The sequence below is a fragment of the Micrococcaceae bacterium Sec5.1 genome (assembly GCA_039636795.1).
Lineage (GTDB): Bacteria > Actinomycetota > Actinomycetes > Actinomycetales > Micrococcaceae > Arthrobacter.
This window is the reverse complement of the sequence record CP143430.1, coordinates 4,551,192-4,575,741: the sequence shown is the minus strand read 5'-3', so window position 1 is coordinate 4,575,741 and position 24,550 is coordinate 4,551,192. Positions and strand designations below refer to the sequence as shown.

General features: G+C 62.8%; 21 protein-coding genes and 1 pseudogene. 12 read left to right on the top strand and 10 right to left on the bottom strand.

Annotated elements, in window-relative coordinates; all coding sequences use genetic code 11:
• Positions 1–11 precede the first annotated feature (11 nt).
• Together VUN82_20855 and VUN82_20850 are read right to left on the bottom strand one after the other, a co-directional pair.
• Complete coding sequence (locus VUN82_20855) at positions 12–959, bottom strand: carbohydrate ABC transporter permease (protein XAS71505.1); 948 nt, start codon at positions 957–959, stop codon at positions 12–14.
• A gap of 27 nt (positions 960–986) precedes the next feature.
• Positions 987–1,862 carry a sugar ABC transporter permease gene (locus tag VUN82_20850; GenBank protein XAS74757.1) on the bottom strand — a complete coding sequence of 292 codons (876 nt, stop codon included), beginning with the start codon at positions 1,860–1,862 and terminating at the stop codon, positions 987–989.
• A gap of 301 nt (positions 1,863–2,163) precedes the next feature.
• Between VUN82_20850 and VUN82_20845 the strand changes: the two genes are divergently transcribed.
• Together VUN82_20845 and VUN82_20840 are read left to right on the top strand one after the other, a co-directional pair.
• Positions 2,164–3,363: a Gfo/Idh/MocA family oxidoreductase gene (locus VUN82_20845; protein XAS71504.1), complete on the top strand. Its 1,200-nt coding sequence runs from the start codon at positions 2,164–2,166 to the stop codon at positions 3,361–3,363.
• A gap of 14 nt (positions 3,364–3,377) precedes the next feature.
• The gene (locus VUN82_20840) at positions 3,378–4,397 is read left to right on the top strand and encodes a LacI family DNA-binding transcriptional regulator (GenBank protein ID XAS71503.1); all 1,020 of its coding nucleotides are present in this window, start codon (positions 3,378–3,380) and stop codon (positions 4,395–4,397) included.
• 149 nt (positions 4,398–4,546) lie between these two features.
• Here VUN82_20840 and VUN82_20835 read toward each other — a convergent pair whose 3' ends face one another.
• From VUN82_20835 to acs, 4 genes are all read right to left on the bottom strand, one after another.
• Positions 4,547–5,926, bottom strand: coding sequence for an FtsX-like permease family protein (locus VUN82_20835; protein XAS71502.1), 1,380 nt, complete (start codon positions 5,924–5,926; stop codon positions 4,547–4,549).
• Positions 5,919–6,686, bottom strand: coding sequence for an ABC transporter ATP-binding protein (locus VUN82_20830; GenBank protein ID XAS71501.1), 768 nt, complete (start codon positions 6,684–6,686; stop codon positions 5,919–5,921). Before VUN82_20830 ends, VUN82_20835 begins: the two co-directional genes overlap by 8 nt.
• An 87-nt stretch (positions 6,687–6,773) precedes the next feature.
• Positions 6,774–7,571, bottom strand: a complete 798-nt coding sequence (locus VUN82_20825; GenBank protein XAS71500.1) for a DeoR/GlpR family DNA-binding transcription regulator — start codon at positions 7,569–7,571, stop codon at positions 6,774–6,776.
• A 165-nt stretch (positions 7,572–7,736) separates the two neighbouring features.
• Complete coding sequence (gene acs, locus VUN82_20820) at positions 7,737–9,782, bottom strand: acetate--CoA ligase (protein ID XAS74756.1); 2,046 nt, start codon at positions 9,780–9,782, stop codon at positions 7,737–7,739.
• Positions 9,783–10,219: 437 nt separating this feature from the next.
• Between acs and VUN82_20815 the strand changes: the two genes are divergently transcribed.
• The 3 genes from VUN82_20815 to VUN82_20805 are packed head-to-tail and all read left to right on the top strand — an operon-like array spanning position 10,220 to position 13,138.
• Positions 10,220–11,659 carry a hypothetical protein gene (locus tag VUN82_20815; protein ID XAS71499.1) on the top strand — a complete coding sequence of 480 codons (1,440 nt, stop codon included), beginning with the start codon at positions 10,220–10,222 and terminating at the stop codon, positions 11,657–11,659.
• Between the two features lie 10 nt (positions 11,660–11,669).
• Positions 11,670–12,464 carry an endonuclease III gene (gene nth, locus VUN82_20810; GenBank protein ID XAS71498.1) on the top strand — a complete coding sequence of 265 codons (795 nt, stop codon included), beginning with the start codon at positions 11,670–11,672 and terminating at the stop codon, positions 12,462–12,464.
• A complete protein-coding gene (locus VUN82_20805; GenBank protein XAS71497.1) occupies positions 12,461–13,138 on the top strand; it encodes a CoA pyrophosphatase in 678 nt (225 codons plus the stop codon). The genes nth and VUN82_20805 overlap by 4 nt, the downstream gene beginning before the upstream one ends.
• A 21-nt stretch (positions 13,139–13,159) precedes the next feature.
• Here the strand turns inward: VUN82_20805 and VUN82_20800 are convergent, their stop codons facing one another.
• From VUN82_20800 to VUN82_20790, 3 genes are all read right to left on the bottom strand, one after another.
• Positions 13,160–13,360, bottom strand: a complete 201-nt coding sequence (locus tag VUN82_20800) for a DUF1508 domain-containing protein (protein ID XAS71496.1) — start codon at positions 13,358–13,360, stop codon at positions 13,160–13,162.
• Between the two features lie 237 nt (positions 13,361–13,597).
• The gene (locus VUN82_20795) at positions 13,598–14,461 is read right to left on the bottom strand and encodes a CHAD domain-containing protein (GenBank protein XAS71495.1); all 864 of its coding nucleotides are present in this window, start codon (positions 14,459–14,461) and stop codon (positions 13,598–13,600) included.
• 79 nt (positions 14,462–14,540) lie between these two features.
• A complete protein-coding gene (locus tag VUN82_20790) occupies positions 14,541–16,232 on the bottom strand; it encodes a bifunctional 3'-5' exonuclease/DNA polymerase (protein XAS71494.1) in 1,692 nt (563 codons plus the stop codon).
• A 123-nt stretch (positions 16,233–16,355) separates the two neighbouring features.
• Here VUN82_20790 and ssd point away from each other — a divergent pair, with 123 nt between their 5' ends.
• From ssd to VUN82_20755, 7 genes and pseudogenes are all read left to right on the top strand, one after another.
• The gene (ssd, locus tag VUN82_20785; protein XAS71493.1) at positions 16,356–17,474 is read left to right on the top strand and encodes a septum site-determining protein Ssd; all 1,119 of its coding nucleotides are present in this window, start codon (positions 16,356–16,358) and stop codon (positions 17,472–17,474) included.
• Entirely contained in the window at positions 17,471–18,772 is a 1,302-nt protein-coding gene (locus VUN82_20780; protein ID XAS71492.1) for a TadA family conjugal transfer-associated ATPase, read from the top strand. Before ssd ends, VUN82_20780 begins: the two co-directional genes overlap by 4 nt.
• Positions 18,769–19,584 (top strand): hypothetical protein, encoded by an 816-nt coding sequence (locus tag VUN82_20775; GenBank protein XAS71491.1) that lies wholly within the window; start codon positions 18,769–18,771, stop codon positions 19,582–19,584. The genes VUN82_20780 and VUN82_20775 overlap by 4 nt, the downstream gene beginning before the upstream one ends.
• Positions 19,584–20,201: a type II secretion system F family protein gene (locus VUN82_20770; protein XAS74755.1), complete on the top strand. Its 618-nt coding sequence runs from the start codon at positions 19,584–19,586 to the stop codon at positions 20,199–20,201. Before VUN82_20775 ends, VUN82_20770 begins: the two co-directional genes overlap by 1 nt.
• 786 nt (positions 20,202–20,987) lie before the next feature.
• Positions 20,988–21,143 (top strand): annotated as a pseudogene (locus VUN82_20765) (DUF4244 domain-containing protein).
• Complete coding sequence (locus VUN82_20760; GenBank protein ID XAS71490.1) at positions 21,140–21,697, top strand: TadE family type IV pilus minor pilin; 558 nt, start codon at positions 21,140–21,142, stop codon at positions 21,695–21,697. Before VUN82_20765 ends, VUN82_20760 begins: the two are co-directional and overlap by 4 nt.
• Positions 21,682–22,086 (top strand): Rv3654c family TadE-like protein, encoded by a 405-nt coding sequence (locus tag VUN82_20755; protein ID XAS71489.1) that lies wholly within the window; start codon positions 21,682–21,684, stop codon positions 22,084–22,086. The genes VUN82_20760 and VUN82_20755 overlap by 16 nt, the downstream gene beginning before the upstream one ends.
• 44 nt (positions 22,087–22,130) lie before the next feature.
• Here VUN82_20755 and VUN82_20750 read toward each other — a convergent pair whose 3' ends face one another.
• Entirely contained in the window at positions 22,131–24,473 is a 2,343-nt protein-coding gene (locus VUN82_20750; protein XAS71488.1) for a DEAD/DEAH box helicase, read from the bottom strand.
• Between the last annotated feature and the right edge of the window lie 77 nt (positions 24,474–24,550).

Sequence of the window (24,550 nt, the reverse complement as noted above, 5' to 3'; positions counted from 1 at the left end):
GGGAGTGCGGGTTACTTGATTCCGGAGAATCCGATGGAGTTGACGACCTTCTTGCCGAAGGCGATGAAGAGAAGGAAGATGGGCAGCGCGGCGACCAGAGTTCCGGCCATGAGCCCGGACCAGTCGAGGGCACCTTGCGGGGACTGCGATTTGAAGACGCTGAGGCCTACGGTGAGCACCCGGACGCTCTCGTCCTGGCCCACCAGCAGCGGCCAGAAGTATTCGTTCCACTGCCCGATGAAGGTCAGCAGCGCCAGGGTGGCGATGGGGGCGGCGGCGTTGGGAAGCACAATCTGGAAGAAGATGCGCAGGTGCTTGGCGCCGTCGAGCATTGCCGCTTCCTCAACCTCGCGGGACATGCTGAGGAAGAACTGGCGCAGGAAGAAGATGGCGAACGGGGTCATGAACAGGAACGGCAGGGACATCCCGGCCATGGTGTTGAGCAGCCCGAGGTTCTTGATCATGAGGAAGTTGGGCAGCGCCGTGAAGATCGGCGGAACCATCATGGTGGTCAGGAACACGGCGAACACTTTGTTCCTGCCAGGCCAGCGCAATCGGGCGAAGGCGTAGGCGGCCATGGCGCTGAAGAACACCTGGCCGGCTGTCGTGACGGTAGCGAAAATGATGGAGTTTTGCAGGTACAGCCAGAAGTTGATGGCGGCACCGGAGCCGCCATCGGCGATCGCCTCTTCGGTGGTTTGCAGCCCGAGGACGCGCTTGAAGGCGCCCCAGCTGAAGTCGGCCGGCAGGAGGTTTCCGGCGTTGGAAGCCAACGCGCTGTTGCTGGACAGCGCCGTCCGCAGCATCCAAAGGAACGGGGCAATAGTTACGGCGACGGCGACGCCGACCAGCACCCAGGCGCCAACCCGGCGCCAATTAATGGGCTTTTTTGGGGACGAAGTGGTGCGTGGTGGGTTCTGGCTGGAGACATTCTTACGAGGTGCGGTTGAAGTAGTCATGGCGGCTCTCCTTATTCCAAATCCGGCTTAGTCCAGGTCCGATTCGTTGCCCTTGAGGAACTTCATTTGCACGAAGGCCACCAGGGCGAGAATGACGAACAGGATCACGGACAATGCGGAGGCGTAGCCGAAATCGGATTCGCCGAAAGCTTTTTGGTAGATGTACATCTGGATCACGCGCGAGGCGTTGACGGGTCCACCGTTGGTTGTGACCGCAACAGTGTCAAAGACCTGGAAGGAACCGATCACGGTGACCACAAGCACGAGTACCAACACGGGGCGGAGCAGCGGCATGGTGACGCTCCAGAACGTCCGGGCCGGGGACGCGCCGTCGAGGTTTGCTACCTCATAGAGGTGGTTGGGGATGGACTGGAGGCCGGCGAAGATCAGCAGGGCCGTGTAGCCCATGTGGCGCCACACGTTCACGAAAGCGATGGTGGGAATCGCCCATTGCTCACTGCCGAAGAAGGCGACGCGGGGGAGGCCCACCCAGCTCATGACCTCGTTGACGATGCCCAGCTGGTAGTCCAGCATCCAGAACCACAGCAGGGCGACGATGACGTTGGCCACCAGGAAGGGCAGCAGGAGTGCGCCCCGGATGAACGTGGATTTGGCCACCCGATGCATCAGGAGTGCGAGTCCCAGCGCGATCATCGTCTGGAAGCCGATGTTCAGGACAACGTACTGGATTGTCACTCCCATGGCGTTCCAGAACAGTTCATCGCCGAAGATTGCCGTGTAGTTCCCCAGCCCAATCCAGGTGGGTTCGCCGAGGATGCTGTACTCAGTGAAGCTGAGGTAGATGCCGCGGATTGTGGGGATCAGAAAGAACGCCACGAAGCCGATAACGGCGGGGAAGATGAAGAAGAGTGCGATCTTCAGATCACCCAGGCGGCTTGTCATGCTGCGTTTGGCAGGTTGCAGCTTGCGGGGTTGCCGGCCCAGGAGATTCCTGGCTGACCGCCGTGAGGCGTTGCCCGGTTGCTTGGTTAGCGTGGTCATCGTCGACCCTTTCCTGACTGTGATGTGGGTAACAACTGGGATAGAATCTACACGAGTAGATCAGAACGATGCAAGCTTTTTGGGAATATTTGTTCGTTTATGTCCAATTTGTTGACTCGTGTAGATCGCAGTGAAAGACTCAAACGAGCCCAGTGAGGGGCCACTACAACTGCTGCCAAGTCAGCTTCAGGGAAGGCAAACGATGACGTTTTCGATCGGTGTTCTAGGTGTCGGGCAGTTCGGCAGCCAGTTCGCGCACCTCTTCAAGCTCCACCCCGGCGTCAAAGCCGTTTACGTGGTGGATGAACTACCCGAGCGCGCCGCAGCGGCCCAGGAACGCTGGGGCCTTGATGGAGTGTTGGGAAGTTTTGAGGAACTCCTGGAGTCCGACGTCGATGCTGTCGCCATCTTCACGCAGCGGTGGACTCACGGACCCCTCGTCGAGCGGGCGTTGCGCGCTGGCAAGCACGTCTACTCAGCCGTCCCGATGGCGATCTCCGAAGCGGAAATCGAGCGCATCATCCAGGCAGTCCGCGAAACCAAGCTCGTTTACGCCATGGGGGAGACCAGCTACTACAACCCCGCGACAGTCTTCGCCAGGCAACAGCACGCGGCCGGGAAGTTTGGCCGGATCTTCTACACGGAAGGCGATTACGTCCACGACATGGACCTGGGTTTCTACGAGGCCTACCAATACAGCGGTGGCGAACGGTGGAAGGAAACCGCAAGCTATCCGCCCATGCTGTATCCCACGCACGCTATCGGCGGGGTCCTCGGCGCAGTACCGGCACACGCTGTCAGCGTCAGTTGCATTGGGGTCAAGGACGATCGCGGAGATGGCGTCTTTGATAAAGACGTCAGTATGTTCGCCAACGATTTCTCGAATGCCACGGCCTTGTTCGAAATGAACGACGGCGGTGCGATGCGCACCAATGAGATGCGCCGGGTCGGCTATCCCTCACATCTACGCGAATCCCGCTTCCGCTTCTTTGGCACCGAAGCCAGTTTCGAGCAGCTGGCAACCACCACCGTGTGGCAGGACAAAACGAAGGTGGAAGACGTCTCGGAACAAGTCGAGACGAAGCCCACGATGTCAGCCGATGATCCATCGTTGGCTGACGTGGCCCCGGAGCTCCGGGATGCCTTCATTTCCGGGCTGGCGCCGGTCCACGATCAATCACGGCTGCCCGAGGAATTCCTGGGAGCGCCCAACGGACACGAAGGCAGCCACCAATTCCTTGTGGATGACTTTGTCACTGCGGTCAACAACCGGACGCTGCCGCCCGTCAATGCCTGGGTCGCGGCCCGTTTCACCTTGCCCGGAATCGTAGCCCACGAATCTGCCCTCCGCGGCGGCGAACGCCTTCCCATCCGGGACTTCGGCGACGCTCCCTCCTTGTAGCTAGCATTTAGGTCATGACAACTTCGGCAGTACAAACCCCGCGCGGACCGGTTACACGCAAGGACGTGGCCCGGTACGCCGGGGTGAGTACCGCCGTCGTAAGTTACGTTGTGAACGGAGGGCCCAAGAACGTGGCCCCGGCGACGGAAGCCAAAGTGCGCGATGCCATCCGCATCCTCGGCTACCGTCCCAACGCTGCGGCCCGGGCTCTGAAGCTCGGGTCAAGCGAAACTGTCGGCGTGATTGTTCCGGACAATACCAACCCCTTTTTCTCGCAGCTCGCCCATGCCGTTGAAGATGCTGCGGCAGAACTTGGCTACGGCATGGTCCTCACCAACTCCGGCGGCAGCCTTGCCAAAGAGCGGCAAAACATCCGCAACCTGGCCGCACGGCAAGTGGACGGAGTGTTCCTGGCGAGCTGCGTGTTCGATCCCGATCTGACCGACCTGGAAGCGTCGGAAATCCCGTCGGTGCTGCTGAACAATGCTGGCTCGCCGCCAGGGTTCACCAGTGTAGGTGTGGACCTCGAAGCAGGCGCCCGGGCCGCCGTCGAGCACCTCATAGGTCACGGCCACACAAACATTGGCCTGGCCATCGGAACCAACACAGGCAACCAGCTCGACGGACGTGAAGTGGGCTGGCTTAGAACTTTGCGCGAGGCAGGACTGCCGGATGGCCCCATGCTTCATGGGGAGTTCAGCAGGCCGGGAGGTTACGAGGTAGGCAAGCGTTTCCTCGCCATGGCCAACCGACCTACGGCAATCTTCGCCAGCAACGACATGCAGGCGATCGGAATTCTCCGCGCCCTCCACGAGGCGGGCCTGAACGTTCCCGACGACATGGCCCTGGTGTCCTTCGACGGTTCCCTCGATTCCGAATACAGTTGGCCGGCGTTGACCACCGTGGCGCAACCGGTGGAGGCGATGGCTGAAGCTGCTGTTCGGGCACTGGTGGGGGAGGGTCGGGGCGAAGCACTGCAGCACAGGATCCTGCCCACGGAGTTGATCGTGCGCCAGTCGTGCGGTTGCAAGTGAGCCTTCCAACGTTCTCTCACATCCTGCCGCTTTGACTGCCGATGCTCTCTCACATCCTGCTGCTCACCTGCCGATGTTCTCTCACATCCCCCGTCGATGTGAGAGAACGTCGGTCAAAAAGGGCCATGATGTGAGAGAACATCGGGGGGCTACGAGTCCATGCTGGCGTAACGCTCGGGCCGGGCGAGCACCTGGCTTATCTGGGCGGTGCCCGCGGCCAGGGCGAGCCGGACCAACAGGAAACCGGCCGCAAAAACTCCCCCGACGGTCAGGAACACGACGGGCCGAGTCAACAAGGCTGGACCCGCCAGTGGCAGAACCAACGCTGCTGCTGCCGCCGCAGAGATACCTGCCACCAGGAGCAACGGCGACATCACCGCCTTGACCCGCGCGGCCACCATTAGTTTCCGCGGCATCCCTACCCGGTCCAGTGCTACGAGGGTGGAGGCACCGTCGAGCACGGCGGCGGCTTGGTTTACGCCGGCGGAACAAGCCACCATCAGGAACGAGCCCAGCAGGGTGATCATTACGCCGGTGTTGATATCGCTCACGAGCAGCGTGGTTTCATCCGACCCGCTGCCGCCCATCGTGTCCGCTACCGCCATGCCGACGCCCACGAACACTCCCACAAAACTGGTCATCGCGACGCCCCCAACTTGTCGCCACGATTCCTTGGGACTTTCCAGGACTGTCCGTGCAGCGAGCAGTTGCTCGGGCCGCTTTGCCCTCTTGAGCTGCGATGACGCCTGAAGCCGCAGGACCCACGGCCCCATCAGGTTCAGTGCCAGCAGCGCCAGTCCGAAGCAGCCGCCCATCACGGCGATAATCACGATAAACGCGCCAAAGCTGCTCAGCATGCCCATGGCCATTACTCCGAAGACCACCACCAGGGCCGCAATGAGGCCGCGAACCCAGTGGGCGCCGTCGGCCGTTTGCCTGGTCCGCACGCCCAGCGGCGTCAGCACAACCTTGCGGAGGCCAAGCGCAGCGCTCGCAGCGGCGAGTATGCAGACCGCGAGGATGCATCCCAGAATGGAGGGCACGGACAGCCAGGCATGGCCGCCTATCGCCTGTCCCCGGAACTGGATCAATCCTAGAAACGGCGCCGCGCAGGCATACAGCCCGGCACCGGCCAGCGCGCCGATTGTCGCCAGGACCGTTGACTCTATGACCGTCATCCACACGACCGTGGTGCTACTGGCCCCCAGGAGACGAAGCGACGCCAGGCGGTCATCACGACGGCGGGCGGCGAGTCGCGCTGCCGAGGCACCGAGCGTCAGCAGCGGTATGACGAGCAAAACCATCGCGACGACGGCCAGCGCCTGGTAGGTGCCTGCGATGTCATCAGACCAGGACCAAAAGACTTGTGATCCCCCAGCCACCGTCAGCAGGAGTGCCGTGACCGTGCCGAACGCGAGAATCGGCAACCCGGCGTCGCGCAGTTTGGTTTGGTGCAGCCCGGTTTGACGAAGGCTGCTGCTTCGGGAGAGGTAGGGGGTGAGGCGTAGGGCCAGGGCAAGGCTAGACATTGAACGCACCCTTGAAATTGGTAGTGGCCGGAGCCGGCTGGCTTGGAGAGGATGGCTGGCTTGAAGAGGAAACAGCACTGCCGGTGTCCGCCACGATTCGGCCGTCACGCAGCTCCACCACGCGTTGGCAGCGTGCAGCCACGTTGGGATCGTGCGTAACCACCAGCAGTGTCCGACCATTGGCTGCAATGGAGTGAAGCAACACGTCAAGGACTTCATTGGAGGTAGCAGAGTCAAGAGCACCTGTGGGCTCGTCCGCAAAGACGATGCGTGCCCCGGTGACCTGGGCCCTGGCGATGGCCACCCGCTGGACCTGCCCGCCAGACAATTCGCCGAGCCTGCGCTGTTCCATGCCGGCCAGGCCAAGGGCCGCCAGCCACTCGGCGGCACGGGCCTCGGAGGTGGTCCGATCGGTGCCGTTCAACATCAGCGCCAAGGCCACGTTCGCAACGGCAGTCAGTTCCGGCAGCAGCATGCCCTGCTGGAAAACGAACCCGAATTCCTCCCGGCGGAGACGGGAAAGCGCCCCATCCCCGAGGGAATCCAAGCGGATCGGACCGGCCGCCGAGCTCAAGGTGACCGTACCGGCGTCGGGCGTCAAAATTCCGGCGAGGCAGTGCAGAAGGGTGGTCTTACCGGAACCCGACGGCCCGATGATGGCAATGGATTCGCCTGGATTTGCGGCGAAGTCCACGTGATCCAGCGCGACGCTGCCGGGATAGTGCTTGGTGAGGTGCTGGGCATGCAGGATGGCGTTCATGGATCCAGCTTGGCTGCCGGGCCTATGCCAAGGCGTCAGTCCGGCGGCTGAACTCTGCGGACCGGCCTCCACCCGCGGTATGAGAGCCTACTTGGCCTGGACGTCCGCGATTCTCAGCTTCGCAACATTCTCGGCGAGTACGCGGCGAGCATCCTCGCCCAGATTCGAGTCCGTGATGAGCTCGTCGGCTTCCTCCAGCTGGGCAATGGATGCTATGCCCACCACACCCCATTTGCTGTAGTCGGCCAGCACCACAGTGCTGCGGGCTGATGCCATGAACGCCCGGTCCGTTTCGGCCTCGAGCAGATTGGGGGTGGTGAAACCCGCCTGTGCATCCATGCCATGGACACCCAGGAACAGGACGTCCAGATGAAGCTGCTTGAGCGAGGACGTCGCAATCGGCCCCACCAAAGCGTCCGACGGCGTGCGCTCGCCACCAATCAGGATCACGGTGGAGCCGAACCGGGCCGGCCCCGACGAAGACCCGTGATGGAAGAGGTCGGCAATCCGCACGGAGTTGGTAACCACAGTGATTCTGGGACCATGGACGAGCTCCTGCGCCAGCGCCCACGTGGTGGTTCCTGCACTGAGCCCGATCGCCATGCCTTCATGGACGAGCGAGGCGGCCTCCACCGCAATGGCATGCTTTTCCGCGGTCAGCTGTGTGGACTTGAGCTCAAAGCCGGGCTCGTGGGTGCTGGCATCGCCGGGAAGTTTGGCCCCGCCGTGGATACGCTCTACCCGGCCGGTTTCTTCCAGGGCTTCGATATCCCGCCGGACGGTCATGGGGGAGACGCCCAGCAACTGGGCGAGGTCCGATACCCGTACAACGCGCTCGCGCTGGACGGCATCGATGATGGCGGAGTGGCGTGCTGCCTGAAGCATCAAGGCCTTTCTGGAGAGCCTCATCAAACATGAGGCTGATTCTGGCTCCAGTCTAGGACGCGGCGCTGCTGCCGCGTGGCAAATGGAGTCGAGGCTTCGTCACGATCCTTTTGAACGCACGACGGCGCCGCTCGCCTTGGGAGGGGAGCGGCGCCGTCGTGAATGCTATTTCCTGAGGGATTCGGCGATTTGTTTCATGATGCCGGGGTCGGCGAGGGTGGTGGCGTCGCCGGTGTCGCGGCCTTCTGCGATGTCTTTGAGGAGGCGGCGGACGATTTTGCCGGAGCGGGTTTTGGGTAGTTCGGGAACGATGAGCAGCTGTTTCGGTTTGGCGATGGGGCCGATTTCCTTGCCGACGTGGTTCCGCAGTTCCAGGATGGTTTCGTCGCCGTTGTTTGCGGCGTCACCGCGGAGGATGACGAACGCGACGATGGCTTGTCCGGTGGTTTCGTCGGTGGCGCCGACGACGGCTGCTTCGGCCACTGAGGGGTGGGAGACGAGGGCGGATTCGATTTCGGTGGTGGAGAGGCGGTGGCCGGAGATGTTCATGACGTCGTCCACGCGGCCCAGGAGCCAGACATCACCGTCTTCGTCTTTTTTGGCGCCGTCCCCGGCGAAGTACATGGACTCGAACCGGGACCAGTAGGTGTCCTTGAACCGTTCGGGGTCTCCCCAGATACCGCGCAGCATGGAGGGCCAGGGTTCGCGGACCACGAGGTAGCCGCCTTCACCGTTGGCCACGGACTGGCCGTTCTCGTCCACGACGTCCACGGCGATGCCGGGCAGCGGTACCTGCGCCGAGCCTGGTTTGGTGGCCGTGACGCCGGGCAGGGGTGCGATCATCTGCGCGCCGGTTTCGGTCTGCCACCAGGTGTCCACGATCGGGGCGGGGTGTTCCTTGCGTTCGCCGTTCTTGCCGGCGTTGCCGCCGATGACGTCGCGGTACCACATCCACGCTTCGGGGTTGATGGGCTCGCCCACGGAGCCCAGGACGCGGATGGAGGACAGATCGTATTTGCCCGGGTTTTCGCGTCCCCATTTCATGAACGTGCGGATCGCGGTGGGGGCGGTGTAGAGGATGGAGACCTTGTACTTTTCCACCAGTTCCCACCAGCGGCCCTGGTGCGGGGAATCCGGGGTGCCTTCATACATGAGCTGGGTGGCGCCGTTGATGAGTGGGGCGTAGGCGACGTAGGAGTGGCCGGTGACCCATCCGACGTCGGCCGTGCACCAGTACACGTCCGTTTCCGGGTGAAGGTCAAAGACCACTTTGTGCGTGTATGCGGTCTGGGTGAGGTACCCGCCGGTGGTGTGCAGGATGCCCTTGGGCTTGCCCGTGGTCCCGGACGTGTAAAGGATGAACAGCGGATGCTCGGAATCATGCCCGACGGCGGTGTGCTCAGTTGAGGCGGCATCTACCGTCTCGCTCCACCAGAGGTCGCGACCCTCAACCCAGTTGACGTCCTCGCCGTTGCGCTTGACGACAACCACCTTTTCGACAGTGTGTCCTTCTTTGGACAGGGCTTCGTCCACGGCCGGCTTGAGGGGGCTGGGCTTGCCACGGCGGTAGGTGCCGTCGGCGGTGACCACGAGCTTGGCCTCGGCGTCCTCGATGCGGGAACGGAGCGCGTCGGCCGAAAAACCACCGAACACGACCGAGTGCACAGCACCGATTCTGGCGCAGGCGAGGAGCGTGATGACGGCCTCGGGAATCATCGGCAGGTACACCGCCACGCGGTCTCCCTTTGCCACGCCGAGGGCTTCGAAGGCGTTCGCGGCCTTCTTGACCTCCTGGGTCAGCTGCGCGTACGTGTACGTGCGGGTATCGCCGGGCTCGCCTTCGAAGTAGATGGCGACGCGGTCTCCCAAGCCGTTCTGCACGTGGCGGTCCAGTGCGTTGTACGCGGCGTTGACTTCGCCACCGACGAACCACTTGGCGAACGGCGGATCCGACCAATCCAGGGCTTGCGTGAAGTCTTTGTCCCAGCTGAGCAGCTCGCGGGCTTGCTTCGCCCAAAACGCGGGACGGTCCGCTTCGGCGTCTGTATATTCATCGGCGGTAGCCACGGCATTCGCGGCAAACTCAGGTGACGGCGGGAACTTACGGTTCTCGTGGAGCAAATTCTCGAGAGCCTCGACGTGTGGTGCCGGACCGTTCTGCGGCGTCGACGCTGCAGCGGTGGTCGTGGATCCGGTGGTGTCCTGGGACATGGTGAACCTCATCATTCATCGATCTTTGCTGCGCGGACCCCGCCGGCAGGGTGCGCACCCCAGCCGTGAGCCGGCGTCGTGCGTCCCGCGGAGGATCCACAGAGTGCTGTCCGCCTTCAACACTATCGCTTTGGGAGGTCCTACGTGTGCGTGGTCACTAATGGGTCAGCGAGCGGTACGGATTCGGCGACGAATGGCTGCTTTGGCTGTCAGGAACCGTTTACATGACGACACTTGGCATTCGTTGACTGTAAGGAACCTTGGAGTTCCCTGTGGACGGAGCAGCATGACCGATTTCAGCTAGAAGAGTGTCAGTGGCGTGGCATAGGCTGAATAAGTCTTGGGACGCATCGTCAGGTGTGCCCGGTTTTCCGCGGAAACCTGCGGAAAATACCGGTCCGGACTGTCCAAGGCGCCGCCGTACGAAGGAGAAATAGATGAACCAGCTGAGCCCAGGCCCGCACGACTCACACCCGACGGGACCGGACACCGCGGCTGGAAAGGCGAACGACGCCGGCACCGCCACAGCTGCGAAGTCCGCCTCAGGCGCACCCACCAAATACGAGGCTGTTGCCGGCCCTTTCACCATTCGTGACCTCACGGTTTTCGGTTCTGTACTCCTGATGTTCATCGCCTCACTGCTTCCGATGTTCGGGGGCCGTTACAACCTGTGGAACCTTGACAACCTTTTCTTCCTTCTTCTGGGAATCATCCTGCCGGTGGTGGTTGTGGCGCTTTTCGTTGCCCGCCGACTGCAGCCCGGCACCATTGTCCGCGTCGGCTCGCTGTCGATTGACCAGTTCGCTTCCGTGACGGCTGCATTCGCGGTGCCGCTGTTCTTCCTGACGATCGCTGCTTCCTTCAACGGCAGTGTCCTGCTGGGCCTGGTGGGTTCCGTGGGCTTGCTGGTAGCCACCGTTCTGGCCCCGCATGTGCCCTTCCTGTCGGCCGATTTCAAGGGCCGCGCTGAAACGCCGGCCCACGTTGTTGCCCGCCAGGCCGCGATTCCCACGCGTAAACCAGCTGCTCCCAAGGCTCCCAAGGAACCTAAAGCGCCCAAGCCATCCAGCGGGCCCTCGACGCCGGGCTTCCAGACCTCCGCGTATCAGCCACAGGGTGCGGGTTCCGCTGGCGCCCATCCCTATGCTCCGCCAGCCGGCGCAAGCCCCTACGTTCCGCCAGCCACATCCGGCCCCGTTGCTCCGACCCCAACTGCTCCGGCCCCAACTGCTCCGGCCCCAACTGGTGGGCCCGCCGTCGTGCATTCGGCTGATTCCACGCCTCCTGCGGAACCCCAAGCTGCCGCCCCCGCCGCCGGTCCCTCGCCTGCAGCCGCCCCAACCGCAGCGGCCCCGGCCGCAACCGCCCCGGCCGCATCTGGGTCGCCAGCTCAGGCTTCGCCAGAGCCGTCACCGGCCGAGCCCGACGTCGCCGTGAGCAAAGAGGCAGAACCGCAGACACCGACTCAAGCACCGGCTACCACCCAGCACGCCCAGCAGCCCGCCGCTGCACAAGCCGCAGCGCCGCAGCCCGCCGCCCAGACGCCACCCGCCCAGACGCCACCTAATGAGCGCGCATGGGCTGCCACCATGGCCACGCCCATCGTGTCCGCCGATACCCGTTCTGTGAGCGACTCCATTGGTGCCACTGTGGATCCGTCCAGCCGTTCGGAAGATTCTCCTGCCTATGAGGCCTTCTGGTTTGCCGTAGCCCAGCCCCGAACTGCCTATGACGAACGGACAGGCGCTCCGGCCTTCACCATTGAGCCTGGCGGTTGGGTTCTGGCCCTCGAGGATCGTGGCGACGAATTCCTGGTTCAGGACACCGACGGCAAGGTTGGGGTCCTGCGGGAGCTCAGCAACATCGAACGCGGCTGAGAAGGACGCTGTGACCATCGCTGAAGCTGGATCCGTGCTGGCCTTGAAACGCCGGGCACGCAAGATCAACAGGATCCTCGCTGAGAAATACCCCTATGCTCACGCCGAGCTGGATTTCCGGAACCCGTTTGAGCTTGTGGTGGCCACAGTCCTCTCAGCCCAGACCACCGATGTACTGGTAAACCAGGTCACCAAGATCCTGTTTGCCCGCTACCCGGACGCCCGTGCCCTGGCGGAAGCGGACCCTGCTGAGCTGGAATCGATCCTGCAGCCCACTGGTTTCTTCAGGGCAAAGGCCAGGAACGTCCTGGCTCTTAGCACCCGCTTGGTGGACGAGTACGACGGCGAGGTTCCAGGTCGCCTCGAGGATCTTGTAACGCTGCCTGGCGTTGGGCGGAAAACAGCCAACGTGGTCCTTGGGAACGCTTTTGGTATCCCCGGAATTACCGTGGATACGCACTTCGGGAGGCTGGCCCGCCGTTTCGGGTGGACGGCATCCGATGATCCGGTGAAGATCGAATTCGACGTCGCTGAGCTCTTTGAACCGCGGGACTGGACCATGCTTTCGCACCGAGTGGTTTTCCACGGCCGCAGGATATGCCACGCTAAGAAACCCGCCTGCGGAGCGTGCCCGGTTGCCAGCCTCTGTCCCAGCTACGGCGACGGCGAGACCGACCCCGTTAAGGCGGCGAAGTTGTTGAAGTATGAGCTCGCGCCGGGCAATGAGGCACTGTTGGAGAAGTTGCTGGCCGAGACGCACAGGGCGGCGGAGATCCGGATGGAATCGCAGAGGAGGCCCGGGTGACCGCGTTCGAGGACCTCGCCAAATTAGTAGCCCGATTTGAGGCCGGCGAGCAGCAGCATTCTTCCCACTGGGCGAAGTTGCCCGTCACGCCGGAAACCAATCGCGCCGCAGCCGTGCTCATGCTCTTTGGCGTGCTGGACAACGCCCCGGCCGAATCCGGACGGCCCTTTGCGCCAGCGGATCTCGACGTTCTCCTGCTTGAACGTGCTCACACCCTGGACGATCACCCCGGCCAAGTAGCATTTCCGGGCGGAAGCGTGGATCCGGAGGATGACTCCGTGGTTTCTGCCGCCTTGCGTGAGGCAGTGGAAGAGACCGGGCTGGATGTCAGCGGTGTCAAGGTGCTGGGCGTCATCCCGGAGTTGGGGCTGATCCGCAGCAATTTCCGGGTGACACCCGTACTAGCCTGGTGGGACTCGCCGTCGCCCGTTCGTGTAGTGGACTACGCCGAATCGGCCCAGGTGTTCCGGGTGCCGGTTCGCGATCTCCTGGACCCCGTCAACCGGGTAACCGCCACTATTTCCCGCTTCGGCCGCACTTTCTCCAGTCCAGGTTTCACCGTTAAGGGATTGGTGGTCTGGGGCTTCACCGGGATGGTTCTCAGCGGGTTGTTCGACGAACTGGGATGGACGGTCCCCTGGGACCAGGACAAGCTGTACGAGATCGAGCTCTAGCAGCTCCGCCGCAGGTGCCTTTCAGGCGGCCCTGCGGTTCGCCGTCGAACGGTCCACGATCAGCCCCGTTGCGGCGTTTTCACGCACTGCATTTATGCCGTCCACCACGCCCTTGAGATGTTTGAACGTTGGTGACTCCGCTACAACTGTTCCGTCCGCCGCGGTAAGGCGAAACCGGTACGAGCCGTCGGTGTCTTTGAGAATTTCGAATCTGCCAGCCATTTTTGTGCTGTCCCCCTTGATGCTTCCTTGCAACAGTCGTGGGCCGGTGTGCCGGTCCCACCTAGAGAACGTATCCAGAAGCCGGCGGGAAAGAAAGTTACTTTGGGGTACCGGTCATGGAATTGTCATGCACCATCACACTGCGGGATGTGACTGGCTTGTTCTGAAAGCGGCAGCTAATCTGGGGCGCCGGCTACTCCGGCCTGCTGCGCCGTCTACGGCGAACGGGACGAATGATCAACCCAGCAGCATCCGGCGAGGCTCGGGGACAGGGGAGCTGAGCAGTGCTGCCCGTAGGTCGGTTTCGGTCTCGACGAGCCGACGCTGTTCCATGCTTTGAAGGGCCTCGACGTCCACGGACTCCACACCGGGCATCTCCGCAAGGCTCTTTATCCATGTTTGGCCAGTCACGCTGTCGTGTTGTTCCCCGAGGAGACGCTGCAGGACCATCGATGGTTGGATGATTGCCGTGGCGCCTGCACCCAGGACATGGGCCACCGCCTCCACGGAGTACCGCAAGACTTTGATGTCCTTTCGCGCGTCATGGAGCACGTCGTTGCGCTCTGCTTCATCAGCCTGCGTGGTGTCCGTTTCCAGGCTTCGTTGCGCCGCTTCCAAACTCTTCTGCACCGTCTCCCAACGCGGCTGCAGGAGTTCTGCCACCTCGAGGAGGCTGGGATGGTTGTCAATTTCCCGTGGCGCCAAAGCGGCAGTTGCAGGAAGAAGGGCTTGCCGGGTTGCCTTGACGATTCCTTGCCATCGCCGTCCGGTCCCGACCCGGGTTGCCATTGCGTTACTGCTGGCCAGGAGCTTGTTCACGGCGTCATGGAGTGCGTCCGGCGACAACCAGGCCTCTGACGCGTCCAGCCATAGCGTCAAACGTTGGGACAGAACATAGGCGTCGCGGGCTTCGCCGAGGGAACGCGCCAGCCACCGGACATCCCGGCCCGTGGCCTCCGGGACGTCAGGGAGAACGGATTCGTAGCATGAAAGGACAGAACGGAGCCGCCGAAGCGCCAGCCGTGCGCCGTGGACGGCCTCCTGGTCAGCCGCGCCGACCAGCGGCAAGCAGCCCTCCAGCTCTGCTAGTTGGAAAGCCATGTACGAATCCACGGAATCACGCACGTCCGAGCCCACGTGGCCAGTTTCCTCCGGACAGCCGAGGCGGACAAGCAGGTGCCTATTTCGCTTTGTCGTAAGAATCGACGACGGCGACACTCACCGGGAATTCGACTGGAATCCGGCCGAACATAAGCTCTTTCGCTGCGTTTGCGGACTCCTCGATCGCCTGGATGCAGGCATCTACTGCTTCGTCCGGGGCATGAACCATCACTTCGTCGTGGAGGAAGAAGACGAGTTCCCCTGCGGGTAAGCCTTCGGCACTCAAGGCCCGTAGCCGCCGTCGTAATTCCGCCAACCAACAGGAAGCCCATTCCGCGGCCGAACCCTGGACCACGAAGTTTCGCGTGAAGCGGCCACGGGAGCGTGCCAGGTTGTCGGCTCGCCGCTGCTCCTCGGCGGTGGTGGACTGTTGGCTTCGCAACCAGCCGTGGGACGGCGGTGGGCTGCTTCGTCCCAAACGGGTGGTGACGGTCCGCCCTGCCTCACCTTCCCTGGCTGCCTGCTCCACGAAGCCCACCGCTCGCGGATACGTGCGGGCCAACTGCGGCATGAGCCTGCCCGATTCGCCGGTGGTGGCGCCGTAAATGGCCCCGAGCAGCGCAACCTTCGCCTTGGACCGATCCCCGCCGAAGCCTTGTGCGGCTATACCGGCGTAAAGGTCCTTGTCGCGCGCGGCCTCGGCCATTTTGGTGTCCTGGGCGAGTGCTACAAGGACGCGGGGTTCCAGTTGGGAGGCGTCGGCGACGATGAGCTTGTGGCCAGGGTCCGCTTGTACTGCCGCGCGGATATTCCGGGGAATCTGCAGGGCACCGCCGCCACGTGAGGCCCACCTGCCGGAGACCACGCCTCCCACCACGTACTCAGGATGGAACCTGCCGTCCTGAACCCAGGCATCCAGCCAGGCCCAACCATTCGCGGTGTGCAGGCGGGAGAGCTTCTTGTACGCAAGCAGTGGCTGGATCGCGGGGTGTTTGGACTCCTGGAGCTCCCATTGCCGGGTGCTTTTGACTTCGATGCCGTTCCGATGAAGGGCGCGCATCAGGTCCTGTGGCGAGTCCGGGTTCAGGCTTGGTGATTTGAGGATCTCCCGCAGCTCGTTGCACAGCATCTCAAGTGCCCTGGGCCTGTGGCCAAGTAGCGGACGGGGACCGAGTACCTCGGCAAGGATCTGCTCGTGCACCTCTTCCCGCCAGGGAACGCCGGCGTGTTGCATTTCCACCGCAACGATTGCACAGGCGGACTCGGCCGCGAGCAGCAATTGCAAGCGTTGCTTCAGTTGGTTGTCTGCAGGGACCTGGGCGATCGCGTGCTGTTGCGCAGCAAACTCATCCCGCAGTTCAGCCAGCCCCGGAGTTTTGGACGTCGGGTTGAAGTCCTCGAAGAGTGCGCCCTGATCGGCGGACGGAGGTGGAGGCTGGAGTGCCCGCGGCGGCGTTGAATCGTCGTCCTGCGTGAGCTTTTCAGCGTTGTTTGCATAGTCTGTGTGCGCCGTGAAAGAGGAGTGCGCCAGGATAGCTCCGCAGAGAGCGAGGTCATGACAGCGCTCCAGCTTCACGCCGTTCGCCAGGAGGTCCGGGTAGAAGTCCTGCGCGCGATGCCACACCCAGCGGGGCCGTTGGCTTTCCAGTTCACGGACGACGCCGGGCAACTCACCTCGTGTGACGACGCGCGCGTCGGTGGTGGCCTTCCCGGACGGAGAAACTCTTTGTATGGCTGCGCCGTCCGGATGGGCGGCGAGCAGCAAATACATGTGTCCATTCTGCCCTGTCGCAGTACAGCAACTGTTCCTCCACACTCCTTGGTTGGGCTGGGTTCTCCACATGGGGCGTTTGAGAGCTTACGTCCAAGGCTTCGACGCCGGGAAAGTGGCTTCATGAGCAAGCGACAGCTTCGGCACAGACGGTCCAGCAGCGAACCTTTGGGGCAGACCACGGACAACTCGTGGATGCCGCGTGAAGCTGCCAATATCCTCCTCGTCACCGGCGACGCCTACCTTCAGGAGGAGGCGCGAAGGATTGTTGCTGCGGCAGGTGGCAGCCTCCAGTTGGCCGCCGACGTCGGAGAGGCAATCCACGGCTGGGACGGTGCCGACGTCGTCCTGGTGGGCAGCGACATCCGTGAGCTGCCGCCACGAAGGCAGGCGCCCACTGTCTTACTGGGCAGGTCTGTTGAGGGGGACGGCTTGTGGCGGCTTGCTGCTGCCCTGGGCGCAGAGCGCGTAGCTGTCCTTCCCGAGGCCGCAAACTGGTTGGCCGAGTACTTGAGTGTGTCCGGTTTGCCGGAACCTGGCGGGTTCGTTATCGGGATTGTTGGAGGCTGCGGTGGGGCTGGAGCTTCCACCACAGCAATTTGGCTTGCCCAGGCAGCGGCGGGCCACGGCATCAGCACCATGCTGGTGGACGGGGATCCCTGGGGTGGGGGCCTGGAACTGGCAATCACCGTTCAAGAGCTGGCCGGCTTGCGCTGGCCGGACTTCGCCGAAACGCGGGGGAGCATCGATCCCGCCCAATTCAGGGACTCCCTGCCGGTGGCCGGTGGCTTCGCGTTCCTGTCTTGGCCGGGTACACGTGAAGCGTTCACCATGCCGGATGCCGGTTCTGTGGCCGCTGTCCTGGATGCCGCGCGGCGAAGTTTCGAACTCGTCGTGGTGGACATTGGGCGCAGTGAGGAATGCCTTCGAACCTTTGCGTGGGACTGCGAGAAGATGCTGTTGATGACCACAGCCCACCTGAAACCGGCTGTTGCCGCGGCACGTATCCTCAACGAGCTGCCACCGTTGGACACGGGGTTGGTGGTCCGGGGTGGTGGCCCTTCGGCGGTTGATGCTCAACTCATTGCCGAGTCGTTGGGACTGCCACTCCTGGGGATTCTTCCGGAGATTCGAGGAGCGGCCGCAGGGACCGAGCTCGGCCGGCTCCTTGAGCTGGGCCGTCGCAAGTCCGTGAACCGCTTCGCCCGGGGCGTGCTGGACTTGAACGGCGCTGGTGAATGAGCCGGTCGGAGAAAAGTATCCCGCGATGGTCACGGACAGGGACACCATTCACGGGAGGGCGCCGCAGCCAGAGCCGTCGGTTGGACTCCGTGCTTCTCGAAACGGTCCGGGAGTCTGTCCTCGCCGGGAATGGGCCGGTAACACCCTCGACTGTGGCCGCCGCCGTGCAGGCCAGCGGCAAACTGTTGGGTACCTCGGGAGCACTGGAAGCCGCGGAATCCATCAATGCGGAATTGAATGGTCTAGGGCCCCTTCAACAGCTTGCGCACGATCCCTCGGTCACAGACATCTTTGTCAATGGCCCCGAATCAGTCTGGCTCGACCGGGGACGGGGCCTGGAACGGTCCCCGGTGCATTTCGATTCTGAACAGCAGGTCAGGGCGCTGGCCGCAAGGCTGGTTTCGGCAGGTGGTCGCCGGTTGGACGACGGCTCTCCCTGCGTGGACGTCAGGCTCAAAGGCGGCTATCGCGTGCACGCAGTTCTGGCGCCGATATCAACTGCGGGGACTCTGTTATCGATTCGAATTCGACGCGAAGAAACCTTCACAATGGCTGAATTGCGCGAAGCTGGCATGTTCGATCAGCACATCGAGACTCTTCTCCGCGCGATTGTGGAGCGGCGCCTGAGCTTCCTTGTCAGTGGTGCCACCGGATCAGGGAAAACAACGCTCCTGTCCACCATGCTCGGGCTGTGCCACCCGTCCGAACGCTTGGTATTGATCGAAGATGCCGCTGAACTCAACCCGATCCACCCTCATGTGGTCACGCTTGAATCGCGCCATGGAAACCTTGAGGGAGGTGGAGCGCTGGATCTTGGCGAGTTGGTCCGTCAAGCCCTGCGCATGCGTCCGGACCGGCTCATTGTGGGGGAGTGCCGGGGTGCCGAGGTCCGCGAGTTGCTCACCGCGCTCAATACCGGTCATACAGGCGGTGGAGGAACAATCCACGCCAACACGGCGGAAGCAGTTCCGGCACGGCTGACAGCCCTCGGCGCGCTTGCAGGGTTGAACGCCGAGGCCGTGCGGTTGCAGGTCTCAAGTGCATTGGACGTTGTGATTCACGTGGAACGGACGCCTTTGGGGCGGAAAGTAGGCTCAATCGGTGTGCTGACTGACTCCTTGGATGGCCAACGAGTGGTGACCGCATTGCGATGGAGCCCCGAAGGCCTGGTGCATGGACCTGCTTGGGCTGAGCTGAATTTACGGCTTTCTCCCGGATCATCCGGCGAGGCGGGCGGATCTTTGCAGGGCTTATCCGTCGGCTCGGATGTACTCACAGTGATGGGCTTGGACTCGTGATCCCCACCCTGGTTCTAGCCCTGGCGCTGGCGGTATGGCTCCAGCTCAAGCCGCCCCAAGCCGGCAGCCGGCGAATGCGGGCAAAACTCGCCAAGCCCTCATCCCTGAGTGGGATCGGTGTTGGGAAAGAGCATGCAACATCAGAAGCGGACAAAGGGCCGTGGGGCCGGCTGTGGCGGGCGAAGATAGAACCCTTGTCCCTCGTGGTGTTGGTGCAGCAGCTCGCTGCCCTCTTGCGAGGAGGACGTGGACAATTGCAGCTTTGGGAAGAGTTGTGGCTCGTCCATAGCTCCAGGCCTTGCCTGGGCGCCAAGTCCAGGAGCAGAGGCCACCAACCCGCTCCAAAAATCTCAGTGGAATCGGTCAGGGTGCTGGCCTCAGCGCGGGCAGCCTCGGCCGTTGGAAATTCACCAGCACAAGCAATTCGCAACACCTCCGCGAAGGTCTATCCCGGCCGAGGAAGCACAGAACGCCGTATCTGGATGGAATTGGCTGCATGCCTGGATGTAGCCGAAACCAGCGGCTGTCCACTCGCAGAGCTCCTCACCCGGTTCGCAGCGCAACTCGAAGCGGAGGAAGATTCTGAAGCGGCACGTCAAACTGCCCTCGCTGGACCCAAAGCCACGGTCAGGCTGTTGTCCTGGCTACCGGTACTTGGCTTGGTGCTGGGGATGGCCCTGGGGGTGGACCCCTTGGGAATCCTGCTGGGTAACTTCCTCGGTGTGGCCACTCTGATCGTTGGCCTTCTGCTGACCGTGGCAGGGCGTGTATGGTCCTCCCGACTCGTAGCTTCCGCGGTAGGGGCCACATGATGTTGGGAATTCAATTGTTGGCTCTGGTGGGAGTACTGGCTCTGGCAGCCTTTGTCGGATTCGCCAGACCGGCAGGGTTTCGAGACCGGCTGCACGCAAGTTTGGCCGAGGCCCATAACTCCAAGGACGACCATAATTCCAAGAGCGATCCCGGCCTTCAGCCAGATAACGCCACTGCCGGGGACGGGCTTCGGGACACGGCCATGATGCTCGAACTCGTAGCTTCCATGCTGGATGCAGGTGCCGGGATAGGGCGGGCATTGGAACTGATTTCCCACAGCGCCACACCGAAAATCAGCCAGGATCTCCGTCCCGTCGTCGCTGCGCTGGCCATGGGGGCGGACTGGGACGCTGCCTGGCGAAACCCCACCCAGCACCAGCCCGAAGTAGCGCGTTTGAAGGACGCTCTGGCTTTCGCCGCTTTGACTGGTGCGCCCTCGGCTTCGATTCTTTATGCCCAAGCGGCCAGGGAGCGCCGCGAGCAATTTCGTGCCGCCGAGAAGCGAGCCGCCGCCCTGGGAGTGAAGCTTGTGGTTCCTCTGGGCCTTTGTTCCTTGCCGGCCTTCATTTGTCTGGGAATCGTGCCGGTCCTCATCGCCATGCTTCCGGCTGGATAAGCCGCAGGTCATCAGCGCATGTGCGGCGACGTCCCTTCGTCCAGACCGGCCAGTCTATTCTCCTGGGCTGGCCACTCTCTTCCTCCACATAGGCCGCTCTTTTCCCGCACAGAGGCCGCTCTTTTCCTCCACAACCAGTCCCAGCGTGGGTTTATCCACTTGGATGAACCAGGGGCTTCAGGGTCGGCCGGAGTCAGGGAAGAGTCGATTTCAACCGGCAGATCTGCCGACTTTTCTGAAAGGAAACATACTATGGAAACTCCCTCCAGCACCCTCCACGCCCGGCGGTCTGACCGACGGAACGCATCGCGTGCGCTCGCAGCAAATACTGCCGGTCTTGCATCCGTCGGGCATGGCAGGGGCCAGGATGAGGCCCCACAACACAAGAGTGGCAACCGGGCGGGTGTGCAGTTCGGGATTGAAGAGCATGGGATGGAGCAGCTGGAGATCGAGCTGTTTAACCGAGTAGAACCTCACGCTCCGGCCGCAATCCAGCAGTTGGACAACCAACGGGTTGGGACAGCATGGATCAGCAAGTGGACCAACTACTTGCGCAGTCGTACACCCAGCGGGATCCGCCGGCAGGCCAGCTGGAAGCCGAGCAGCCCCCAGCAGACCCCTCCCCGGCACAGCACTTTCAGCCAAACCACCCTCAGGCAGACGAGCCCCAGCCAAACCACCCTCAGGCAGACGAGCCCCAGCCAAACCACCCTCAGGCGGACGAGCCCCAGCCAAACCACCCTCAGGCGGACCCCTCTCAGGCAGACGAGCCTCAGGCGAACCCCGCTCATGGGCTCCGAAGGCGGCATGGCAACAGCGGAATACGCCATAGCAACGCTCGCGGCCGTGGGCCTGGCGGGTCTGCTGGTGGTTATCCTGCGGAGCGAGGAAGTTCGAGGATTCCTGCTCAATCTGGTTCGCACCGCGTTGTCCTTGCCATGACCTTGCCAGTACCTCTCCTAATCAAGCCGGTACCTCTCCCAATCGAGGCGGCGCCTCTGCCCATCAAAATGTCCACAAGACAGAACGAACGTGGTGCGGTAACAGCTGAGTTCGCAGTTGCCCTGCCAGCGGTGATTTTTCTGTTCGCCTTCTTGCTGGCGGCCGGTGCAGCAGGGATAACCCAGCTGCGGTTGGAGGAGGCGGCCAGGGCGGGTGCTCGAGGTCTTGCTCGGGGCGAGAGTACTGGCGAAGTGCAGGGCATCGTCAGGCGCATGGCGGGCGAGGGGGCAACTGCGGGGGTGGCAAGCGACGGCGATTGGGTGACTGTGACAGCCTCCGCGGCGGTAGCAGGCTCGTTGGGTTCACTGATCCCATGGACTCTCAGAGCTTCGGCGTCGGCCCGCGGTGAAACACCCGGGGCATCTGGTCGGAGCGACGTGAGTGACATGCCGGGGGCCTTGGTGGGCGGGGTAACGCAAGTGGCATCACCGTGGAACATGCCACCGGGGGATACCGCCTTACGGGTTGCGGCGAACCCATGGATTCCCTTGTGAGGGTGCGGTGCCTATGGCGGCGAACGCTGAAGGGTCTTCCTTTAGCGTCACACCCTGAGCTAGGATCCGGCACAGTCCTGGCGCTGACACTGGGGTTCGCAGTCCTGGCATTGCTTGGCGGGCTGCTGCTTCTTGCCCAAGCGGGGGTCATGGCGTCGCGGGCTGCGTCGGCAGCAGATCTGGCAGCTCTCGCGGCGGCGGATGCAGCGCGTGGAATAGCCTCGGGTGAGCCCTGTGCTGTGGCGGCCAGCGTTGCAGGACAGCAGGGTGCCACACTGACTGCCTGCGACGTCGTCGGGGGCGACGTCGTGGAGCTCGCCACCAAGCTGGAACAACCGTTCCTCTTCGGCACGGCTACAGGCAGGGCACGCGCTGGGCCGCCTCCTTAGCCAGGTAACGGACTGGGCCGCAGGGTTGCCTAGAGCCGTTGCAGCTAGATGGCGTCTTTCAAGAGGACATCCAGAAGTGTGATGGCGGCTGCCTTGTCCAGTGGGTTGTTCTTATTGCCGCATTTTGGCGACTGCACACAGGACGGGCAGCCGGCTTCGCATTCGCATGCTTTGATGGCCTCCCGGGTGGCTGTCAGCCAGACTTTGGCCTTTTCAAAGCCGCGCTCGGCAAATCCGGCGCCGCCAGGGTGACCGTCGTAGACGAAGATCGTCGGTACCCCAGTGTCGGCATGCAGGGCAGTGGAGACACCGCCAATGTCCCAACGGTCACTGGACGCCACCAGCGGAAGGAGGCCTATCGCCGCGTGTTCTGCAGCATGCAATGCACCGGGGAATTGCGCTTCCACCAAGCCGGCACCATGCAGTGACCTGTTGTCCACAACGAACCATACGGCCTTGGTGAACAAATCCCTGGCCCCGAGATCAAGCGGCTCCTCGCCCAGGATCTCGTTCGATATCAATGCCTTGCGCTGGAAGGAAACCACTTGGGTTGTGACCTTTACGTCCCCAAAGTGCGCAGTGATCTCGCCCCATTGGACCGAGCGCGAGGTTTCCAGGACTTCGATCTGCGTTACATCCCGTGCCGTGGTGTAAAAATCGGGGTTCACGCGCCTCACCATGACGCAGTGGTCCGCCTCGTTGAGTTCCTCCACCAGGTAGCTGTCCCCCTGGTGGACGTAGATCGCCCCGGTGTGTGCCTGATAGTGGGTCTGCGGCGAGTCCATCGTCCCCAGAAGCGAACCTGTCTCGGCGTCAACGATGCTCACAGGGCCACCTCCGTCAGCACGCAGGTTCACCATGCCGGCTGCGCTCTCCGGATGGGTCCAGAACCACCCCACAGGGCGTTTGCGGAGATATCCCTGCAAGACCAGCCGGTCGAGGAGGCCTTCCGCTGTGGGCCCGAAGAGTTCGAGTTCAGCCGGGCCCACTGGCAACTCCGCTGCTGCCGCGCACAGGTGAGGTCCCAGGACGTACGGGTTTCCCGGATCAAATACTGTGGCTTCGACCGACACATCGAAGATAGCTTCCGGATGGTTCACAAGGTATGTATCCAAGGGGTCGTCGCTTGCCACGAACGCCGCTATGGCGTCCTGACCAGCCCTTCCTGCGCGTCCAATCTGCTGGAAGAGCGAGGCCCTGGTCCCTGGCCAACCGGCAACCAAAACCGCGTCAAGCCCGGAGATATCGATGCCGAGTTCCAAGGCAGAGGTACTGGAAACCCCCAGCAGCTGTCCGGACCGCAACGCTTTTTCCAAGGCACGCCGCTCTTCGGGAAGGTACCCGGAACGGTACGCGGCCACGCGGCTGGGCAAGCTGGGATCCACCTCATCCAGCAGTCGCTTGGTGATCGACGAAATCGACTCGGCGCCGCGCCGGGACTTGATAAAGGCAATGGTCCGAACCCGGGAGGAAACAAGGTTCGCCAGGATGTCCGCTGTTTCTGCCACGGCAGTCCGGCGTTGTTTGGCTCCGTTTTCACCCTTGACGTCCGTCAAAGCAGGCTCCCAGAACGCCACGGTCGTAGAGCCATGCGGAGAACAGTCTTCGGAAACTTCCCGGACCGGAGCACCGATGAGGCGTCCGAAGGAGACAGCGGGCTCCGACGCCGTGGCAGAAGCGGCGATGAATACTGGTTCGGGGAAGGAGGTCCCGGCGCCGTAGTAGGCGCAGATCCGGCGAAGACGCCTCATGAGGTTGGCTACGTGCGAGCCGAAAACACCCCGATAACTGTGAGCCTCATCCACGATCACATAGCGCAGCCTGCGGAAGAACCGCGCCCACCACGTGTGGTTGGGCAGAATGCCGAAGTGCAGCATGTCCGGGTTTGCCAGGATGAAATTGGCATGGTCGCGGATCCAACGGCGCGACGCGACGTCGGTGTCGCCGTCGTATGTTTCTGCTCGAACGGTAGGGAGCTTCAGCGAACGGATTGCAGCTAACTGGTCTGCCGCCAAGGCCTTCGTGGGAGACAAGTAAAGTGTCACGGCACCGTCGTCGTGGATCTTTCCGGGCTCGGACAATACCCTCAGCTCCGAGCGGTGGATCGCATCCAGTGCGGGTAGTTGGTAGGCGAGCGATTTCCCTGAGGCGGTGCCCGTGGCGATCACCACATGCTGGCCTGCCTGGGCGAGGTTGGCGGCTTGGACCTGGTGTCGGTACGGTTCGTGGATGCCCAGCGAGCTGTAGGCCTGGACGATGTCCGGGTGCACCCATTCGGGCCACGGCTCGTTGACGGCCTTGCGGGCAGGGATGGTGTGGACATGGCGCAGCTGCTCCGGGTCCGGGTTCCGGCCCAGCAAAGAGATCAGCGAATTCGGTGCAGCCACCAAATCATTCTGTCACTCTGTTGCGGCGCGGACGGCGACGCCCACCGCGGCAGCCGAATGGACCGCCGTCGAAGGTC

Bases quoted from the DNA above. Each gene is read 5' to 3' on its own strand.
- VUN82_20855 (XAS71505.1), bottom strand. From the start codon at position 959: ATGACTACTTCAACCGCACCTCGTAAGAATGTCTCCAGCCAGAACCCA.
- VUN82_20850 (XAS74757.1), bottom strand. From the start codon at position 1,862: ATGACAAGCCGCCTGGGTGATCTGAAGATCGCACTCTTCTTCATCTTC.
- VUN82_20845 (XAS71504.1), top strand. From the start codon at position 2,164: ATGACGTTTTCGATCGGTGTTCTAGGTGTCGGGCAGTTCGGCAGCCAG.
- VUN82_20840 (XAS71503.1), top strand. From the start codon at position 3,378: ATGACAACTTCGGCAGTACAAACCCCGCGCGGACCGGTTACACGCAAG.
- VUN82_20835 (XAS71502.1), bottom strand. From the start codon at position 5,926: ATGTCTAGCCTTGCCCTGGCCCTACGCCTCACCCCCTACCTCTCCCGA.
- VUN82_20830 (XAS71501.1), bottom strand. From the start codon at position 6,686: ATGAACGCCATCCTGCATGCCCAGCACCTCACCAAGCACTATCCCGGC.
- VUN82_20825 (XAS71500.1), bottom strand. From the start codon at position 7,571: ATGCTTCAGGCAGCACGCCACTCCGCCATCATCGATGCCGTCCAGCGC.
- acs (XAS74756.1), bottom strand. From the start codon at position 9,782: ATGTCCCAGGACACCACCGGATCCACGACCACCGCTGCAGCGTCGACG.
- VUN82_20815 (XAS71499.1), top strand. From the start codon at position 10,220: ATGAACCAGCTGAGCCCAGGCCCGCACGACTCACACCCGACGGGACCG.
- VUN82_20800 (XAS71496.1), bottom strand. From the start codon at position 13,360: ATGGCTGGCAGATTCGAAATTCTCAAAGACACCGACGGCTCGTACCGG.
- VUN82_20795 (XAS71495.1), bottom strand. From the start codon at position 14,461: ATGGCTTTCCAACTAGCAGAGCTGGAGGGCTGCTTGCCGCTGGTCGGC.
- VUN82_20790 (XAS71494.1), bottom strand. From the start codon at position 16,232: ATGTATTTGCTGCTCGCCGCCCATCCGGACGGCGCAGCCATACAAAGA.
- ssd (XAS71493.1), top strand. From the start codon at position 16,356: ATGAGCAAGCGACAGCTTCGGCACAGACGGTCCAGCAGCGAACCTTTG.
- VUN82_20780 (XAS71492.1), top strand. From the start codon at position 17,471: ATGAGCCGGTCGGAGAAAAGTATCCCGCGATGGTCACGGACAGGGACA.
- VUN82_20770 (XAS74755.1), top strand. From the start codon at position 19,584: ATGTTGGGAATTCAATTGTTGGCTCTGGTGGGAGTACTGGCTCTGGCA.
- VUN82_20760 (XAS71490.1), top strand. From the start codon at position 21,140: ATGACCTTGCCAGTACCTCTCCTAATCAAGCCGGTACCTCTCCCAATC.
- VUN82_20755 (XAS71489.1), top strand. From the start codon at position 21,682: ATGGATTCCCTTGTGAGGGTGCGGTGCCTATGGCGGCGAACGCTGAAG.